At 62.4% G+C, this 17,532-nt stretch carries 17 protein-coding genes; 8 read left to right on the top strand and 9 right to left on the bottom strand.

The genetic code is table 11. From position 1 onward, the window contains the following. Window positions 1–14: 14 nt before the first annotated feature. Both IQ26_RS02095 and IQ26_RS02100 read left to right on the top strand, forming a co-directional pair. The gene (locus tag IQ26_RS02095) at window positions 15–560 is read left to right on the top strand and encodes a gluconate 2-dehydrogenase subunit 3 family protein (protein WP_145712498.1); all 546 of its coding nucleotides are present in this window, start codon (window positions 15–17) and stop codon (window positions 558–560) included. Between the two features lie 46 nt (window positions 561–606). Further along, window positions 607–2,178, top strand: coding sequence for a GMC family oxidoreductase (locus IQ26_RS02100; protein WP_145712501.1), 1,572 nt, complete (start codon window positions 607–609; stop codon window positions 2,176–2,178). A gap of 67 nt (window positions 2,179–2,245) precedes the next feature. Here the strand turns inward: IQ26_RS02100 and IQ26_RS02105 are convergent, their stop codons facing one another. After that, on the bottom strand, window positions 2,246–2,641 hold the full coding sequence (locus IQ26_RS02105; RefSeq protein ID WP_145713000.1) for a hypothetical protein: 396 nt from the start codon (window positions 2,639–2,641) through the stop codon (window positions 2,246–2,248). Between the two features lie 307 nt (window positions 2,642–2,948). Between IQ26_RS02105 and urtA the strand changes: the two genes are divergently transcribed. The 6 genes from urtA to IQ26_RS39630 all read left to right on the top strand — a co-directional run bounded on the left by urtA (window position 2,949) and on the right by IQ26_RS39630 (window position 9,374). Next, window positions 2,949–4,259 carry an urea ABC transporter substrate-binding protein gene (gene urtA / locus IQ26_RS02110; RefSeq protein WP_145712504.1) on the top strand — a complete coding sequence of 437 codons (1,311 nt, stop codon included), beginning with the start codon at window positions 2,949–2,951 and terminating at the stop codon, window positions 4,257–4,259. Window positions 4,260–4,385: 126 nt separating this feature from the next. Next, a complete protein-coding gene (gene urtB / locus IQ26_RS02115) occupies window positions 4,386–6,002 on the top strand; it encodes an urea ABC transporter permease subunit UrtB (protein WP_145712507.1) in 1,617 nt (538 codons plus the stop codon). Next, the gene (urtC, locus tag IQ26_RS02120; protein ID WP_145712510.1) at window positions 5,999–7,228 is read left to right on the top strand and encodes an urea ABC transporter permease subunit UrtC; all 1,230 of its coding nucleotides are present in this window, start codon (window positions 5,999–6,001) and stop codon (window positions 7,226–7,228) included. Before urtB ends, urtC begins: the two co-directional genes overlap by 4 nt. Before the next feature lie 3 nt (window positions 7,229–7,231). After that, window positions 7,232–7,978, top strand: coding sequence for an urea ABC transporter ATP-binding protein UrtD (gene urtD, locus IQ26_RS02125; protein WP_145712513.1), 747 nt, complete (start codon window positions 7,232–7,234; stop codon window positions 7,976–7,978). Between the two features lie 70 nt (window positions 7,979–8,048). Beyond that, entirely contained in the window at window positions 8,049–8,744 is a 696-nt protein-coding gene (gene urtE, locus IQ26_RS02130; RefSeq protein ID WP_145712517.1) for an urea ABC transporter ATP-binding subunit UrtE, read from the top strand. Between the two features lie 453 nt (window positions 8,745–9,197). Beyond that, a complete protein-coding gene (locus tag IQ26_RS39630) occupies window positions 9,198–9,374 on the top strand; it encodes a hypothetical protein (protein ID WP_145712520.1) in 177 nt (58 codons plus the stop codon). A 40-nt stretch (window positions 9,375–9,414) separates the two neighbouring features. Here IQ26_RS39630 and IQ26_RS02140 read toward each other — a convergent pair whose 3' ends face one another. The 8 genes from IQ26_RS02140 to IQ26_RS02175 form a co-directional block, all read right to left on the bottom strand. After that, window positions 9,415–10,566, bottom strand: a complete 1,152-nt coding sequence (locus IQ26_RS02140; RefSeq protein ID WP_145712524.1) for a GGDEF domain-containing protein — start codon at window positions 10,564–10,566, stop codon at window positions 9,415–9,417. A 111-nt stretch (window positions 10,567–10,677) separates the two neighbouring features. Next, window positions 10,678–11,484, bottom strand: a complete 807-nt coding sequence (locus tag IQ26_RS02145; protein ID WP_145712527.1) for a DUF72 domain-containing protein — start codon at window positions 11,482–11,484, stop codon at window positions 10,678–10,680. 28 nt (window positions 11,485–11,512) lie between these two features. Continuing rightward, window positions 11,513–11,983, bottom strand: coding sequence for a GNAT family N-acetyltransferase (locus IQ26_RS02150; protein WP_145712530.1), 471 nt, complete (start codon window positions 11,981–11,983; stop codon window positions 11,513–11,515). A 35-nt stretch (window positions 11,984–12,018) separates the two neighbouring features. Further along, window positions 12,019–14,940, bottom strand: coding sequence for an excinuclease ABC subunit UvrA (gene uvrA, locus IQ26_RS02155; protein ID WP_145712534.1), 2,922 nt, complete (start codon window positions 14,938–14,940; stop codon window positions 12,019–12,021). A 722-nt stretch (window positions 14,941–15,662) separates the two neighbouring features. Continuing rightward, window positions 15,663–15,890, bottom strand: coding sequence for a hypothetical protein (locus tag IQ26_RS02160; protein WP_407660281.1), 228 nt, complete (start codon window positions 15,888–15,890; stop codon window positions 15,663–15,665). A 158-nt stretch (window positions 15,891–16,048) separates the two neighbouring features. Beyond that, window positions 16,049–16,654 (bottom strand): ATP-dependent Clp protease proteolytic subunit, encoded by a 606-nt coding sequence (locus IQ26_RS02165; protein WP_145712537.1) that lies wholly within the window; start codon window positions 16,652–16,654, stop codon window positions 16,049–16,051. A 21-nt stretch (window positions 16,655–16,675) separates the two neighbouring features. After that, window positions 16,676–17,158: an SRPBCC family protein gene (locus IQ26_RS02170; protein WP_145712540.1), complete on the bottom strand. Its 483-nt coding sequence runs from the start codon at window positions 17,156–17,158 to the stop codon at window positions 16,676–16,678. Then, window positions 17,155–17,469 (bottom strand): ArsR/SmtB family transcription factor, encoded by a 315-nt coding sequence (locus IQ26_RS02175; RefSeq protein WP_145712543.1) that lies wholly within the window; start codon window positions 17,467–17,469, stop codon window positions 17,155–17,157. Before IQ26_RS02175 ends, IQ26_RS02170 begins: the two co-directional genes overlap by 4 nt. Window positions 17,470–17,532: the final 63 nt, after the last annotated feature.

Here is a 17,532-nt window from a genome sequence, read left to right on the forward strand (position 1 = left end):
CTAGGGAGGAACAAATGGTCACCATCTATGAGAGAAAGGCCGGGGAGAGAAAGCCCGGGCTATCGCGGCGCGAGCTTCTGAAGCGCGGCGGTGTCGGCGCGTTGCTGGTCATTTCGGGCAGTGCCGTCATCAGCCCGGAACATGCCTGGGGTCTCGAAACATCCGCGCTCAAGCCCGAAACGATGGCGACCCTGATCCAGATGGCGCGCGACATCTACCCGCACGACCAAGTGCCTGACAAATATTACGCAATCGCCGTCAAGGCGCATGACGAGCAGGCCGGCAAGGATCCTGCCCACAAGGACCTCATCGAAAACGGCATCGCCGATCTCGACTTGAAGTCGGGCAAGGACGGCTACACCGGTCTCGGCTGGGAGGAGCAGCGCGTTGCCGTGCTGAGAGAGATCGAGAACACGCCGTTCTTCCAGGCAGTCCGCGGCGGGCTTGTCGTTGGCCTCTACAACCAGAAAGAGGTCTGGCCGATCTTCGGCTACGAGGGCGAGTCCTACTCCAAGGGCGGCTACATGGCGCGCGGGTTCGACGACATCGAGTGGCTCTGAGCCCCGTCGTACCAACCGCGTACAACAGACATCATGGGAGGAAACCATGGCAGCACCATTTGATCTCAAGAACGATGGCGTGGTCGTCATCATCGGCTCGGGCGCCGGCGGCGGCACGCTCGGCAACGAACTTGCCCAGAAGGGTATCGATGTCGTCATCCTGGAGGCGGGCGGGCGTCACGAATACGAGGATTTCATCAACGACGAGTGGGATTCATTTGCCCAGCTCGCCTGGACGGACAAGCGCACGACCTCGGGCGACTGGCGGGTGGCGAAGGATTTCCCCAACCTGCCGGCGTGGATCGTCAAGGCTGTCGGCGGCTCGACCACGCACTGGGCGGGCGCTTCGCTGCGGTTCCAGGAGCACGAATTCAAAACGCTTTCGACCTACGGAAAACTGGAAGGCGCAAACCTGCTCGATTGGCCGATCACGCTTGCCGATCTGGAGCCCTACTACGCAAAGGCCGAAGACAAGCTGGGCGTGACGCTCACCAACAACATCCCAGGCCTTCCCGGCAACAACAACTTCAAGGTGATGAAGGCCGGCGCCGACAAGCTCGGTTACAAGGAGTGCCACACCGGCCGGATGGCGATCAATTCCGAGCCGCGCGACGACCGCAATGCCTGCCAGCAGACCGGCTTCTGCTTCCAGGGCTGCAAATGGGGCGCCAAATGGTCGACGCTGTATACCGAAATCCCCAAGGGCGAGGCGACCGGCCATCTCGAGGTCAGGCCAAACGCCATGGCGATCAAGATCAACCACGATGCGTCAGGCAACGTGACCGGCGTCGTCTATGCCGACAAGGACGGCAAGCTGCAGGAACAGAAGGCTCGCATCGTCGCCGTCGCCGGAAACTCGATCGAGAGCCCGCGGCTGCTGCTCAACTCGGTATCGAACCAATTTCCCGACGGTCTCGCCAATTCGTCGGGGCAGGTGGGCAAGAACTACATGCGCCACACCACGGGCTCGGTCTACGGCGTCTTCGACAAGCCGGTGCATATGTATCGCGGCACCACCATGGCGGGGATCATCCGCGACGAAGCACGCAACGATCCTTCGCGCGGCTTCGTCGGCGGCTACGAACTCGAGACACTCTCGCTCGGCCTGCCGTTCATGGCCGCCTTCCTCAATCCCGGTGGTTGGGGACGTTCCTTCACCACGGCGCTCGATCACTACGACCATATGGCCGGCATGTGGATCGTCGGCGAAGACATGCCGCGCGAGGATAACCGCGTCACGCTGCATGCCGATATGAAGGACGAGCACGGTATGCCGGTGGCGGACGTGCATTTCGACGACCATGCCAACGACACGGCGATGCGTGACCACGCCTACAAGCAGGGTTCGGCGCTTTACGCAGCGGTGGGCGCGACGCGGACCTTCCCGACGCCGCCCTATCCATCGACCCACAATCTCGGCACCAACCGGATGAGCGAAAAGGCGGCCGATGGCGTCGTCAACAAGCATGGCCAGACGCACGACATCAAGAACCTGTTCGTGTCGGACGGCAGCCAGTTCACCACTGGGGGCGCCGAAAATCCGACATTGACGATCGTGTCGCTGGCGATCCGTCAGGCCGACTATATCGCCGAACAGATGTCGGCGAAGAGCCTTTAGCCATAGCCTCCCGACTGCCTGCCGGCGCGGAACCCAACAAGGTTCCGCGCCGGCTTTTTTCGCCATCTCAACGCTTCGTGCAGGTCGAGGCGGTAAAGGCGCCGTCAGGCTGCTTCATGATGATGTCGAAGGAGGGGCTGGTTTGACCGTCCAGGGTGGCTTGCGTGAGCGAGATCGAGTTGCCGCCGGTCGTATAGCCGCCCAACGGGCCTAACCAGGTGATCTCGCCATTCGCATCCATCTGATAGTTGTACCCCTGCTGGGCGGTTCCGAAGGTCACCGGGCCGCTATAGACATCTCCCTTGATGGTGATGTCGCCAAGACTGAGGAACATGCCAAGCAGATAGACCTCGCAGTGATAGGCACCGTCCGGCAATTTGCCGTCGGCGAAGTCGGCACGCGCGCCTCCAGCGACCGCGACCGAAAGCAATATGCTGAAAATAAAAGGAATCCTGAAAGACATGACGTCGCTCGCTTGAGGGGCGAGCTTGCCCCATTTCCCCGCGGCACTGCAACATTTGTCGTTGCCGCCTTCGGCATGCGCCAAGGCTCAAAATTTAGGCACAGAACGAGATCTGGGCAGAATCTAGGCAAGGATGCGTAATTTTTTCTCAATCAGACCTTGAAGGGTGCCGACCATATTTGGCGGCTAATATATTAACCGGCTGATAGGGCTAGGAAAACTCAGTGCGCTTAACCTTGCTCCCGCGGTTGGCACAGCCGTTGCATGGTCTTTTGCGATGCGATCAACCAGCTTGGGAGTGTGCAATATGAGGGGTAATTTCTCGACAATAACAAAGATGGTTTCGGCAGGCGTGGTCGCGGCCGGTCTGTCGGTGTCCGTCCCGGCCAGGGCGGCCGACGACACGATCAAGGTGGGCATTCTCCACTCGCTGTCGGGGACCATGGCGATTTCGGAGACGACGCTGAAGGACGCCATGCTGATGCTCATCGACGAGCAGAATGCAAAGGGCGGCCTGCTCGGCAAGAAACTCGAAGCGGTCGTCGTCGACCCGGCGTCCAACTGGCCACTGTTCGCCGAAAAGGCGCGCGAACTGATCTCCAAGGACAAGGTCGCGGCGGTGTTCGGTTGCTGGACCTCGGTGTCGCGCAAGTCGGTGCTGCCGGTGTTCAGCGAACTCGACAACATCCTGTTCTACCCCGTCCAGTATGAGGGCGAGGAGAGCGAGCGCAACGTGTTCTACACCGGGGCGGCGCCGAACCAGCAGGCTATTCCCGCCGTCGACTATCTGATGAGCGAGGACGGCGGTTCGGTGAAACGCTGGGTGCTTGAAGGCACCGACTACGTCTACCCGCGCACCACCAACAAGATTCTCGAGGCCTATCTGAAGGCCAAGGGAGTCGCCGCCGAAGACATCATGGTCAACTACACGCCGTTCGGCTTCTCCGACTGGCAGACCGAAGTCTCGGCGATCAAGAAATTCGGCTCGGCCGGCAAGAAGACCGCCGTCGTCTCGACGGTCAATGGCGACGCCAACGTGCCGTTCTACAAGGAGCTCGGCAACCAGGGCATCAAGGCCGAGGACATTCCGGTCATGGCCTTCTCGGTCGGCGAGGAAGAGCTTGCCGGCCTCGACACCGCCCCGCTGGTCGGCCACCTTGCCGCCTGGAACTATTTCCAGAGCGTCGATACGCCCGAGAACGAGAAGTTCATCGCCGACTGGCACAAGTTCATCAAGAGCGACAAGCGCACCACAAACGACCCGATGGAAGCCCATTATGTCGGCTTCAACATGTGGGTGAAGGCGGTCGAGAAGGCCGGCACCACCGATCCTGACAAGGTCATCGACGCCGTGATTGGCGTCTCGGTGCCGAACCTGACCGGCGGTTATTCGACCATGATGCCGAACCACCACATCACCAAGCCGGTGCTGATCGGCGAGATCCAGGCCGACGGCCAGTTCGAGACCGTCTCGCAGACGCCTGGCCTGGTGATGGGCGACGAGTGGTCCGACTATCTGGCTGATTCGAAGGACCTGATCTCCGATTGGCGTGCGCCCCTGTCCTGCGGCAACTTCAATGTCGCCACCGGCAAGTGCGGCGGCAAGGGAACCAACTGATCCTCCCGGGTCTGACCGGTCGTGGATTTCTTCACGACCCAGACCGCGAAGCGTCCGGGCGAACGCCTCCTCTCCTCCAGTTTGCCCGGACGCGAATTTCAACCCTTCAAGAGTCGCCAGAAACCGATGATCTTCATCCGCGCGATTGGCCTGACGCTGCTGCTCCTCCTGGGGATGCTGTTGCCGTCGAACGCCGCCGAAGCCGATCTGCGCGCCATCATCGCCAAATTTGCCACCGCCTCCAACTTTTCTGCGATCGAAGCCGTCGTGCATGAGCTCGCGGCCACCGGCGACCGTGCCGTCGAACGCCCGCTTGCCGCGCTTGCGGAAGGTCGTCTTTATGTCCGCAAGACCGATTCCCTGGTTTTTGTCGGCCAGGACGGCGGCGGTGGCATTGAGCTGCTCGACCCGCTGAGCGGTGAAAAGTCCGGCGCCGCGGCCAAGGGCGACATCGCCAAGGTCAAGGTCAACAACACGCTGCGCCGCGCCATCCGCGATGCGCTGGGCACGCTGACGCTCGGCGCGAAAGATCCGGCTGCGCGCATTGCTGCCGCCGCCACCATGTTCAAGACGCCCGACGCCACAAACATCGAGCCGCTCGACGCCGCAATCGCCAACGAGACCGTGGCAAGCGTCAAGGCGCTGCTCGAACAGGCCCGCGCCGCGTCGGTTCTCGTTTCCGACAGGCCGGAGGCCGACAAACTGGCGGCGATCGCCCTGATCGGCGCGCGCGGCGACCGCGACGCGCTGTCCCTTCTGACCTCCGTCGAGGCCAATTCCGAAGGCACGGTCAAGGACGGGGCGACGGCGGCGATGGCCAAGATCAATTCGACGCTGGCGCTATGGGATGCAGGCCAGAACATCTGGTACGGCATCTCGCTCGGGTCGGTGCTGCTGCTCGCGGCGATCGGCCTCGCCATCACCTTCGGCGTCATGGGCGTCATCAACATGGCGCATGGCGAAATGGTCATGCTCGGCGCCTACACCACCTTTGTCGTGCAGGAGGTGATCCGCAGTTCCTTTCCCGGCCTGTTCGACTGGTCGCTGGTCATCGCGCTGCCGCTCGCCTTCCTCGTTGCGGCGTTCGTCGGCCTTGTCATCGAGCGTGGGGTCATCCGTTTCCTTTACGGCCGGCCGCTGGAGACGCTGCTGGCGACATGGGGCGTCTCGCTGATCCTGCAGCAGGCGGTGCGCACCATCTTCGGGCCGACAAACCAAGAGGTCGGCAACCCGTCGTGGATGTCCGGTTCGTTCGATATCGGCCAGCTTGCCGTGACCTGGAACCGGCTCTGGATCCTGGTCTTCTCGCTCTGCGTGTTCGCGGTGCTGCTTTATGTGATGAAGCGCACGCCCTGGGGCCTGCAGATGCGCGCCGTCACCGCCAACCGCCGCATGGCCGCCTCGATGGGCATCAGGACACCGTGGGTTGACGCGCTGACCTTTGCATTGGGGTCCGGCATTGCCGGCATAGCCGGTGTCGCGCTCAGCCAGGTCGACAATGTCTCGCCCAATCTCGGCCGCGGCTACATCATCGACAGCTTCATGGTCGTCGTCTTCGGTGGCGTCGGCAATCTCTGGGGGACGCTGGTCGGCGCCTTCTCGCTCGGCATCGTCAACAAGTTCCTCGAACCCTATGCCGGGGCGGTCCTCGGCAAGATCGTCGTGCTAGTCCTCATCATCCTGTTCATCCAGAAACGCCCGCGCGGCCTGTTCGCGCTGAAGGGCAGGGCGGTGGAAGCATGATCACGGGACGCTTCTTCGCCGCCGGCGCCGACCGCCGCGTCGCCATCACGATCTTCATCCTTTTGGCGGTCGCCATCATCGTGCCGCTGCTCAATCTTGCGGTCTCGTCGACAAGCGCGTTTTACGTGCCGTCCTATGTCGTCGCGCTCACCGGCAAGTATCTGTGCTACGCGCTGCTGGCCTTGGCGCTCGATCTCGTCTGGGGCTATTGCGGCATCCTTTCGCTCGGCCACGGCGCCTTCTTCGCGCTCGGCGGTTATGCGATGGGCATGTATCTGATGCGCCAGATCGGTTCGCGCGGCGTCTACGGCAATCCGCTGCTGCCGGACTTCATGGTGTTCCTGAACTATAGGGAATTGCCATGGTTCTGGTACGGCTTCGACCATTTCTGGTTTGCCGCGATCATGGTGCTTGCGGTGCCTGGCCTGCTCGCCTTCGTCTTCGGCTGGTTCGCCTTCCGCAGCCGCGTCACCGGCGTCTATCTGTCGATCATCACCCAGGCGATGACCTACGCGCTGCTGCTTGCCTTTTTCCGCAACGACATGGGTTTCGGCGGCAACAACGGCCTGACCGATTTCAAGGATATTCTGGGCTTCAACGTGCAGGCCGACGCGACGCGTTCGGCATTATTCGCGGCCAGCGCCGTCACGCTTGCGCTCGCCGTCTTCGTCACCTGGGCAATCGTCGGTTCCAAATACGGCAAGCTGCTGATGGCGGTGCGCGACGCCGAGAGCCGCACGCGCTTTCTCGGCTGGCGGGCCGAGAACGTCAAACTGTTTGCCTTCACCGTATCGGCTGTCATGGCCGGCATTGCCGGCGCGCTCTACGTGCCGCAGGTCGGCATCATCAATCCAGGCGAGTTCGAGCCGTCCAATTCGATCGAGGTCGTGGTGTGGGCGGCCGTCGGCGGGCGCGGAACCATCGTCGGGCCGATCATCGGCGCGCTTCTGGTCAATGCCGGCAAATCCTGGTTCACCGGGGTACTGCCGGCGTTCTGGCTGTTTGCGCTGGGCGGACTGTTTGTCGCCGTCACGCTCTTTCTGCCCAAGGGCATTGTCGGCATGTGGGACTCATGGCGTGGCAATGCCAGGGCGCTGCGGGCGGCCTCGATCGCCGAGGAGGCCGGCACCGATCCTGACGTGCCGCCGGCGAAGATCGTTCGCAGCGCGGCGAGAACGCCCGGCGACTGGTCCGCGTCCGGCCCCGAACCGCAGCCGGCGGAGTGAGCGATGTCGAAGTCGAACACCATCCTCTATCTCGACGGCGTCTCGGTTTCCTTCGACGGTTTTCGCGCCATCAACAATCTGTCGCTGGTGCTCGACAAGGGCGAGATGCGCGCGATCATCGGCCCCAACGGCGCCGGCAAGACCACGATGATGGACATCGTCACCGGCAAGACGCGGCCCGACGAGGGCGAGGTTTTCTTCGACGGCCAGGTCGACCTGACGAAACATGACGAGGCCGACATCGCCATGATGGGCATCGGCAGGAAATTCCAGAAGCCGACGGTCTTCGAAAGCCATACGATCGAGGAGAATCTGATGCTGGCGCTGAAAGGCCCACGCTCGATCTTCCCGGCGCTGTTCCATCGCCGCTCGGCCACCGAGGCGCGGCAGATCGACCACATCCTCGGCATCATCCGGCTCGGCGACAAGCGCGACGAACTCGCCGCCAATCTCAGTCACGGACAGAAGCAATGGCTCGAGATCGGCATGCTGCTGGCGCAGGACCCGAAGCTGCTTCTGGTCGACGAACCGGTCGCCGGCATGACCGACGCCGAAACCGAGGAAACCGCGCGACTGCTCAAGGATATTGCGCGCGACCATTCGGTCATCGTCGTCGAGCACGACATGCATTTCGTGCGCGAACTCGGCGTCAAGGTCACCTGCCTGCATGAAGGCTCGGTCCTATCCGAAGGCTCGCTCGATTTCCTTTCGGCCGACGAGCGCGTCGTCGAAGTCTATCTGGGGAGATGAGCATGGTCTGGCGCGTTCCGTTCCATCGTTTCGACCTTTCATTCCTCAGGCGTTGGAGAAGGCGCTGACCATGCTCGAAGTCTCCAACGCCACGCTCCACTATGGCGCCGCCCAGGCGCTGCGCGGCGTCTCGCTGAAGGCCGGCGCGGGCAAGATCACCTGCGTGCTCGGCCGCAACGGCGTCGGCAAAACCAGTTTGATGAGATCGATCGTCGGCCACCACCGGCTGACGAGCGGAAGCGTTGCCTTCGAGGGGAAGGCGCTCGACCGGAGCGCGGCGTATGACCGCGCCCGGTCGGGCATCGCATTCGTGCCGCAGGGCAGGGAGATCTTTCCGCTGCTCACCGTGCGGGAAAACCTCGAATCAGGCTTTGCGCCGTTGAAGCGCGCCGACCGCCACATTCCCGGCCACGTCTTCGAATTGTTTCCGGTGCTGAAGCAGATGCTTGCGCGCCGCGGCGGCGACCTTTCCGGCGGCCAGCAGCAGCAGCTTGCTATCGGCAGGGCGCTGGTGATGCGGCCGAAACTCCTGGTGCTCGACGAGCCGACCGAAGGCATCCAGCCATCGATCATCAAGGATATTGGCCGTGCCATCCGCTATCTGCGCGACCAGGCAGGTATCGCCGTGCTTCTGGTCGAACAATATCTCGATTTCTGCCGTGAACTGGCAGACGAGGTCAACATCATGGACCGCGGCCGGATCGTCCACACTGGTCCGGCCGAGGATCTTGACCGGGCGGACGTCCGGAAGTTCCTGACGGTGTAGGGTCCATCCCCTCGTCATCCTGGGTAAAGCAAAGAGCGAAGCGACGCAGCGCAGACCCCGGGGAACATGCCGTGCCGTCAGTCGAAGAGTGCAGCGGTCAAGAATAGAAGCCGTTCTCCGGCGCACCTCATCCTGGATTCTGCACCGCAGTAGTGCCCCGATGTCGCGTCATGGATCCTTGGGTCTTCGCTCCGCTTCGCGTTCGCTACGCCCAAGGATGACGAAGTCACGAAGGTCTGCTCAATCTTTCTTAACGCCCCCAACGTGCAGCTCTGGCGCGCTGAAGATTGCATGCTAGGCTTTACTTGGCCTTGTTGAGTCGGCCGCTTTCCGTATCAGTCTCGTTGACAGATCAAGGTGAGGCGAGGGCTCAGCCGGCATGTTCCGTGCAAGCAGCCTCCTTCCCGCGATCTGATCGTTGTTCAGCATTTGGGCACTGGCCAGGGACAGCCGATGGAACGTTATGTCGAGGACTACCAGAAACGACGGCTCACGGAGCGTGTCGACATCATGACCGCCATCAACATTCTGAAATCCCAGGGATACGACCACGACGAGCTGATCGCGGAGATCACCAAGGTCTTCTACGTCGATCTCGATGCATACAACGAGGTCTTGATGGTGGCATGAGGGCTGACGGAATGAGCGGACGTGCTGTGCCGCCAAGCGGCTAGCTTGCGCGTCGGAATGTCGAGGCCGCGACGCGGTTGCGACCGCCGCGCTTGGCGGCGTAGAGCGCCTTGTCGGCGGCGCTGAGCACCTTGTCGAAGCTCATGCCATCCTTGCTGCCGAAAGCGTATCCGGCGCTGACCGTACATGTCAGGTGACGGGTTTCGGTCTCGATGACGCGCGCGGCGAAGGCGGTGCGTATACGTTCGGCGGTGAGCTCCACCATTTCGGGCAGGGTCCGCCTCAGGACCAACGCGAATTCCTCTCCGCCCATGCGCGCGGCGACATCGGTCGGGCGAAGAGTCTCGGCGAGTTCCTCGGCGAACACCTTCAGCACCTGATCGCCCGTGGCGTGGCCGAATTCGTCGTTGATGGCCTTGAAACCGTCGAGGTCGAACACGACCACCGCCGTGAAAGCCCCGATCGGGGCGCCGCCATTGAGATCGAATAGCGCGCGGCGGTTGAGAAGGCCGGTCAGCGGATCGGTCAGCGCATCCAGACGGTGATGTCGGGCCAGACGGCCCTGGTTGAGCGCCAGCGAAAGGGCGCCGATACCGGTCATGCTGGCGATGACGACGACGAGGCTCAGATCCTCGGCCCAGTTGCTGGGCGCATGTCCAAGAACGAGCTTTCCATCCCATGCGAGAGCAAAGGCACACAGCACGAAGGATATCGCGGTGGCCGAGTAGAGCACGGCGAGCCCGATGATCGGGACAGGGGCTTCGGTGCGTCCTATCCAGTACTGATAGGCGGCCGCAAGCAGAAGCAGGGCGGCAAGGAGGTTTTCGAACATGAAGCCGAGCCCGTCATAACCGAGCGCCATCGGCGGCAGCGTTATGGCAAGCGAGATGCAGCTGCCGAGAACCGTCAGCGGGATTGGCGACCGGCCGCTTCTGAACTGGTAGGCGGCGCCCAGCATGGTCGAGAACCCAACCAGGAGCAGGGTGAATGTCGCGATGCCGAGGATGCGTCCGGGTGTCTTGATGTAGTCTTCGTAGATGACGACGTCGCCGACGATCAACAACGCGCTGATCGACCATGTCAACAGGAACTTTTCAGTTCGTGCGGTCAACCAGATGCCGAACAACGTCAGACTCAGGCAGGCGGCGGAAAAACCGACAGCCAGCAGAAGTGAGTTGTAGTCGAGCGACATGCCCCTCGTCCTTGCCCGCACCGATCCTGCGACTTTGCCTGGCTGGATTCATGCAGCAAGGAGGTATCGATAAGGTTACGACGGCTGTGAAGATGCCACAATTCGAGGTCGTCAACCTGTGACCCGCTTCATCAGCGCCATCGCGCCGAACGGGGCGCGGACCTTGCCCTCGGTGATGAAGTAGACAAACACATCGCGCGGTTTGACCGGCGCATCGGTTGAAGGATCGGCGCGCGGCAGGTCGGCCGGCACCTTGCCTTCCGCCCAGGTTTTTGCGCGCGCCGCCCATTCATCGAGCGCCTTCGGCGTGTAGCAGTCGGGATTGTCGTCGCTGCCGGTCTGCAGCCGGGCATAGATGAAATCGCCGGTGACATCGGCAATCCCAGGATATTTGGCGTGATCGGCATAGACGACCGCCACCTTGTACTTGCTCGCCAGCGCCGCGAATTCCGGCGCGATGAAGCTGTCGTTGCGCACCTCGACCGCATGGCGCAGCGCAACGCCGTCCTGCTTCTCAGGCAAAAGCTTGAGGAAGGCCTCGAAATCGTCCGGATCGAATTTCTTCGTCGGCGCGAACTGCCACAGGATCGGTCCGAGCTTGTCGCCGAGTGCGGCGACGCCCGAGCCCAGGAAACGCATCATCGACTCGCCGGCCTCGCCGAGCACGCGGCGGTTGGTGACGAAACGGTTGCCTTTCAGCGAGTAGACAAAACCGTCTGGCGCCTCGTTTGCCCATTTGACGAAGGTCGGCTCCTTGAAGCTCGAATAATAGGTGCCGTTGACCTCGATGCTCGGCACCTGCCGGCTGGCGTAGTGCAGTTGCTTGGCCTTCGACAGTTTGTCCGGATAGAAGGACGTGTCCCACGGCTCGAAGGTCCAGCCGCCCATGCCGGCTCGAATTGTTCCCGATTGAGTCAATGTCGTCCTCCCGGTTTGCTGAAAAGGATCAGGCGATGGCGGTCGTCTGGACGGCTTTCGCCATGTCGACGACCGTCCATCCTGGCCGATATGGGTTGGGCCGGCGACCCGTTTCGTGAAAACCGTAGGCTTTGTAGAGCGCGATGTTCCGCTCCATCTTCGCGTTGGTGTAGAGCCGCACCTCGGACAAGCTCCACAGCCGTGTCTGTTCTTCCGCGTGATTGAGCAAGGCGATGCCGTGGCCCTTGCCTTGAAAGGCAGGGGAGACGGCGACGGAGAAGATCATACTATGGTCCGGATGCCGTTCGAGAACCAGCAATCCAGCCGGCTGCTCGTCTTGCTCCAAAAGCCAGGCTTCGCCGCGTTCGATCCGCGGCGCGTAGTCCTCGGTGACAGGGATCGGCGGCGCGCCCAGCAACGCAGTGTAGTGCGCATAGGCGGCTTCGGTCAGCGCGACGACAGCGTCAAGGTCACCGGCAAACGCTCTTCTGATCTTCATTGAAGGTCCTTCCAAACGCCAACCGGTCTGCCTGTTCACTCCGCCGCTTCGCGCTTGCCTCCGGGCCGCCGCTCCAAGAGTTCCCTCAGGAACTGGCCGGTGTAGCTGCGCTTCTCGCGCACGATGTCCTCCGGCGTGCCGGACGCCACCAGCTCGCCGCCGCCGTCGCCGCCCTCGGGCCCGAGGTCGAGCACCCAGTCGGCGGTCTTGATGACCTCGAGATTGTGCTCGATGACGACCACCGTGTTGCCCTGGTCGACCAGTTCGTGCAGCACTTCGAGCAGCTTGGCGACGTCGTGGAAATGCAGGCCAGTGGTAGGCTCGTCGAGGATGTAGAGCGTCTTGCCGGTCGCCTTGCGCGACAGTTCCTTGGCCAGCTTGATGCGCTGCGCCTCGCCGCCCGACAGCGTCGTCGCCTGCTGGCCGATATGGATGTAGCCGAGGCCGACCTGCTTGAGCGTCTCAAGCTTGTCGCGTACGCCGGGCACGGCGGCAAAGAAATCGACGCCTTCCTCGACCGTCATGTCGAGCACGTCGGCGATCGACTTGCCCTTGAACACGACGTCGAGCGTCTCGCGGTTGTAGCGCTTGCCATGACAGACGTCGCAGGTGACGTAGACGTCCGGCAGGAAGTGCATCTCGATCTTGATGACGCCGTCGCCCTGGCAGGCTTCGCAGCGGCCACCCTTGACGTTGAACGAGAAGCGGCCGGGCTGGTAGCCGCGCGCCTTGGCCTCCGGCAGGCCGGCGAACCAGTCGCGGATCGGCGTGAAGGCGCCGGTATAGGTGGCTGGGTTGGAGCGCGGCGTCCGTCCAATAGGCGACTGGTCGATGTCGATGACCTTGTCGAGGAACTCCAGCCCTTCGATGCGGTCATGGTCGGCCGGGTGCTCGCGCGAGCCCATGATGCGGCGCGACGCAGCCTTGAACAAAGTTTCGATCAGGAAGGTCGACTTGCCGCCGCCCGACACGCCGGTGACGGCGGTGAAGGTGCCGAGCGGGATTTCGGCGGTGACGTTCTTCAGATTGTTGCCGCGCGCGCCGACGATCTTCAGGCGCCGGTTCTTTCTGGCCTCGCGCCGCACCGCCGGCGTCGCCACTTCCAGCTCTCCGGACAGGTACTTGCCGGTGATCGAGGCGGGGCTGGCCATGATCTGCTGCGGCGTTCCCTGTGCGATGACGTGGCCGCCATGGATGCCGGCGGCAGGGCCGATATCGACGACATAGTCGGCATGCAGGATGGCGTCCTCGTCATGCTCGACGACGATGACGGTGTTGCCGATGTCGCGCAAATGCTTCAGCGTGTCGAGCAGGCGCGCATTGTCGCGCTGGTGCAGGCCGATCGACGGCTCGTCCAGCACATAGAGCACGCCGGTAAGCCCGGAGCCGATCTGCGAGGCCAGCCGTATGCGCTGGCTCTCGCCGCCCGACAGCGTGCCGGAATTGCGCGACAGCGTCAGATAGTCGAGCCCGACATCGTTGAGGAAGCGAAGCCGCTCGCGGATCTCCTTGAGCACGCGCACCGCGATCTCGTTCTGTTTTTCATTGAGCGAAGCGGGCAGGTCGGTGAACCATTGGTCGGCCTTGCGGATCGACTGTTCGGTGACCTCGCCGATGTGTTTTCCCGCGATCTTCACCGCAAGCGCCTCCGGCTTCAGCCGGTAGCCGTGGCAAGCTGGGCAAGGCGTGGCCGACATGAAGCGCTCGATCTCCTCGCGCATCCAGGCGGATTCGGTCTCTTTCCAGCGCCGTTCGAGATTGGGGATGACGCCCTCGAAAGTCTTGGTCGTCTTGTATGAGCGCAGGCCGTCATCATACTGGAAGGTGATCTCGCGCTCGCCGGTGCCATGCAGGATGGCTTGTTGTGCCTCTTCGGTCAGATCCCGGAACTTGTCGCCGAGCTTGAAGCCATAGGTCTTGCCCAGCGCCTCCAGCGTCTGCGCGTAATAGGGCGAAGTCGATTTCGCCCACGGGCTGACGGCGCCGGCGCGCAGCGACAGATTGTCGTCGGGCACGATCAGGCTGGCGTCGATGGCGCGCTGGCTGCCCAAGCCGTCGCAGGTCGGGCAGGCGCCGAACGGGTTGTTGAAGGAGAACAGCCGCGGCTCGATCTCGGGAATGGTGAAGCCGGACACCGGGCAGGCGAACTTTTCCGAAAACAGGATGCGCTCATGCGTCTCGTTCTTCGACTTGTTGACCGAATCCTCGCCGGTCTGGCTGGCGTCGAGCGGCCGGTCGGCGAATTCGGCGACCGCCAGCCCGTCGGCCAGCTTCAGCGCGGTTTCGATGGAATCCGCAAGCCGCGTCGCCAGATCTCCGCGCACCACGATGCGGTCGACGACGACGTCGAGATCATGCTTGTACTTCTTGTCCAACGCCGGCACGTCGGCGATCTCGTAGAAAACGCCGTCGACCTTGACGCGCTGAAAACCCTTTTTCTGCAGCTCCAGCAGTTCCTTGCGGTATTCGCCTTTGCGGCCGCGCACCATCGGTGCCAGGATGAACAGGCGCGTGCCTTCCTCGACCGCGAGCACGCGGTCGACCATCTGCGACACCGTCTGGCTCTCGATCGGCAGGCCGGTGGCCGGCGAATAGGGGATGCCGACGCGCGCGAACAGCAGCCGCATATAGTCATAGATTTCGGTGACGGTGCCGACCGTCGAGCGCGGGTTCTTCGAAGTGGTCTTCTGCTCGATGGAAATGGCCGGCGACAGGCCGTCGATCTGGTCAACATCAGGCTTCTGCATCATTTCGAGGAATTGCCTGGCATAGGCCGACAGGCTCTCGACATAGCGGCGCTGGCCCTCGGCATAGATGGTGTCGAAGGCGAGCGACGACTTGCCGGAGCCCGACAGGCCGGTCATGACGATCAGGCTGTCACGCGGCAGGTCGAGATCGACATTCTTCAGATTGTGTTCGCGTGCCCCGCGAATGGAAAGATATTTATGGTCGGCCATCGCCGGTCGCCGCCTCAGGTCTGGAATCTCGTGGGATGGCGGGTTGTCCCGGCCATCCCCTATGTAGGTAATTTCGCCACCGTTTCGAGAGACGCCACAACTCTCGATCAAAGCCTTTAACCGTCTTTCGCGTGGGCGAGCAAGCGGAAAGAACAAAGACCGAACACGCTCCTGACAAAAGCTGTGTACCAACCCCAGCCTCGCCAGGCGTCAAGTGATCACATTTTTTGTAATCGGCTATCCAACTGTTGACGTCTCAGCCTCAGGGGGGCAGACTCCAAGCGTCACCGGAGCCGGCCGTCTTTCGATGGCCTCGCCGCCCTAAGGTGGCCTGCGAGACGCCGCAGGCTTTTGCGATATGCGCTTCGGACGACACCAGTCGCAATGGACAGAAGAGGAGAGCAGAGGAATGACTCCACCGGACAGTCCCTTGAGGCTCCACGTGTCGCTGGAGCCGCGGCAGGCATAAGTGCCAGGGCTAGGCGTTCGCGTCGCCCGACAAACCGTGACCTGTCGATCCCTATAAAATCAGAGACTACTAGTCGGATCGTCGGCTGAACGCCGCGAAGCATCCGAAATCAAAAGCCGGCAGTGCACTCCCGGCGAGTTGGATTTTAGATCCAAGAAAGCCCCGACCGTTTTGCGGAAGCAGCGGCGGGGCTGTTCGTTTCAGATGGCCGCAAGCGCACGGGTACCTTGATATAGCAGCGATAGTCGATGGCCTACCGCCGGGGCGCCTTGATCGCGCCGGCGCTGACATCCAGCGTTATGCTGCCGGAAATCCTGACATCAGTATCGCCGATCTTGAACTGACCGTTGCCGCTGCTCGGCACGGCATCGTCGGGTTCGGGAGCCGGCTTGGCGATGCGATAATCGCTAGCCACGCCGGGCAGCGCGCCTTTCCGCGGAGGCGTTGAATTGTCTTCGGCGAACGCAGTGCCGGAGACCATGGCCGCGACGGCAACACCGATGATCAGCTGGTTCAGGCGGTTGCGGGAGATTTCTTCGAGCATCGCCGGACCATATCGCCGCACACTGGCCGAAGCCAGACCGGTGGCGATAAAATTGCCGAAGTGGCCATCGACATCCGTGGCGGTCGGCTCCCCTTTCACGCCGCCTGTTTGCGGGTGTTAAAAACATGGTCGACCAGCCCCCATGTCTTTGCTTCCTCGGCGGTCATGAAGAAGTCACGGTCGAGCGTGCGCTCGACCTCTTCGAACGTGCGGCCGCAGTGATGCGCATAGAGTTCGGTCATGCGCTTCTTGGTGCGCAGAATGCCTTCGGCGTGACGCTGGATATCGGAAGCCTGGCCCTGAAAGCCGCCCAGCGGCTGGTGCAGCACGATGCTGGTGTTGGGCAGCGCGATGCGCCGGCCCGGCGTGCCGGCCATCAGCAGGAACGAGGCCATTGACGCGGCAAAGCCCATGCAGACGGTCGACACCGGGCAACTGACATATTGCATCGTGTCGTAGATGGCGAAGCCGCTGGTCACCACGCCGCCCGGCGAGTTGATGTAGAGCGATATCTCCTTGTCTGGATTGTCGGATTCCAGCGACAGAAGCTGGGCACAGACCAGCGCCGACACGCCGTCGTTGATCTCTCCGTTGATGAAGACGATGCGCTCGCGCAGCAGTCGCGAAAAAATGTCGAAGGCGCGTTCGCCGCGGCTCGACTGCTCGATCACCATCGGCACCAGGTTGGCAAAGCCGCTCATCGCTTTTCTCCGTTGTGTCGCTCAGGCCGCGCGCAGGAAGAGGCGAGGCGTGTTTGCGGCAATGGTTTGTTTGGGGCTGCGCGCGTTGAGCGAAAGCCGGCAACCGGCGCCTACCATCGCAACCGCAGCTACTCGCGCAAATCCATCGTGGACGATGCGCAGATGCGTGCCGCCCGACACAGTTCGGTCGAGCGTGAAGGTGACTATGCTGTCCATTGGGCTGTCCAAAGGACTGTCCAGTGGGCCGGCGAGCGGATCATGTGCATCGCCCGGGGCCGGCCGCTCCCGCCAGGAGTAGCGCAGCAGGCGTTCGGGCTCGGCGTCGAGGATCTCGCACTCGATCGGCGCATCCGGTCCGGCAAAGGCAAAGCGGCTGCCGATCTCGGGCTTGATGTCGTTTGGCATCATCCAGGCCGCGAGCAGGTCCGGCACCGTCAGCGCCCGCCACACTTTTTCCGGCGGGTCTGGAAGCTCGCACTCGAACTCGATCGAATCTGCCGTCATTGGTCCATATCCTTCAAAACCGCCCTTAGCCTTTCGATACGCTCGGGCCAGAACGCACGGTAGCGCTCGATCCAGCCGAGCAGCGGGTCAAGCCCTTGCGGATTGGCGCGATAATAGGCGTTGCGGCCGGCTCGCCGCTCGACCACCAGGCCGGCGCCGCGCAGCACCGCTAGATGCTGCGACACGGCCGGTTGCGACACGGTCATGCCGCTACGCAGTTCCGACACAGTCATTTCGCCGGCGGCGAGCCGCTCGTAGACGGCGCGGCGCGTCGGGTCGGAAAGCGCTCGAAAAATCTCTGCTTCGATCATGATAGAAGCATAAGTATACACTTATTGGTTTGGCAAGCGATCTTTTCGCGCCCATATGGAATG

This window comes from Mesorhizobium tianshanense (genome assembly GCF_007830515.1).
Classification (GTDB): domain Bacteria; phylum Pseudomonadota; class Alphaproteobacteria; order Rhizobiales; family Rhizobiaceae; genus Mesorhizobium; species Mesorhizobium tianshanense.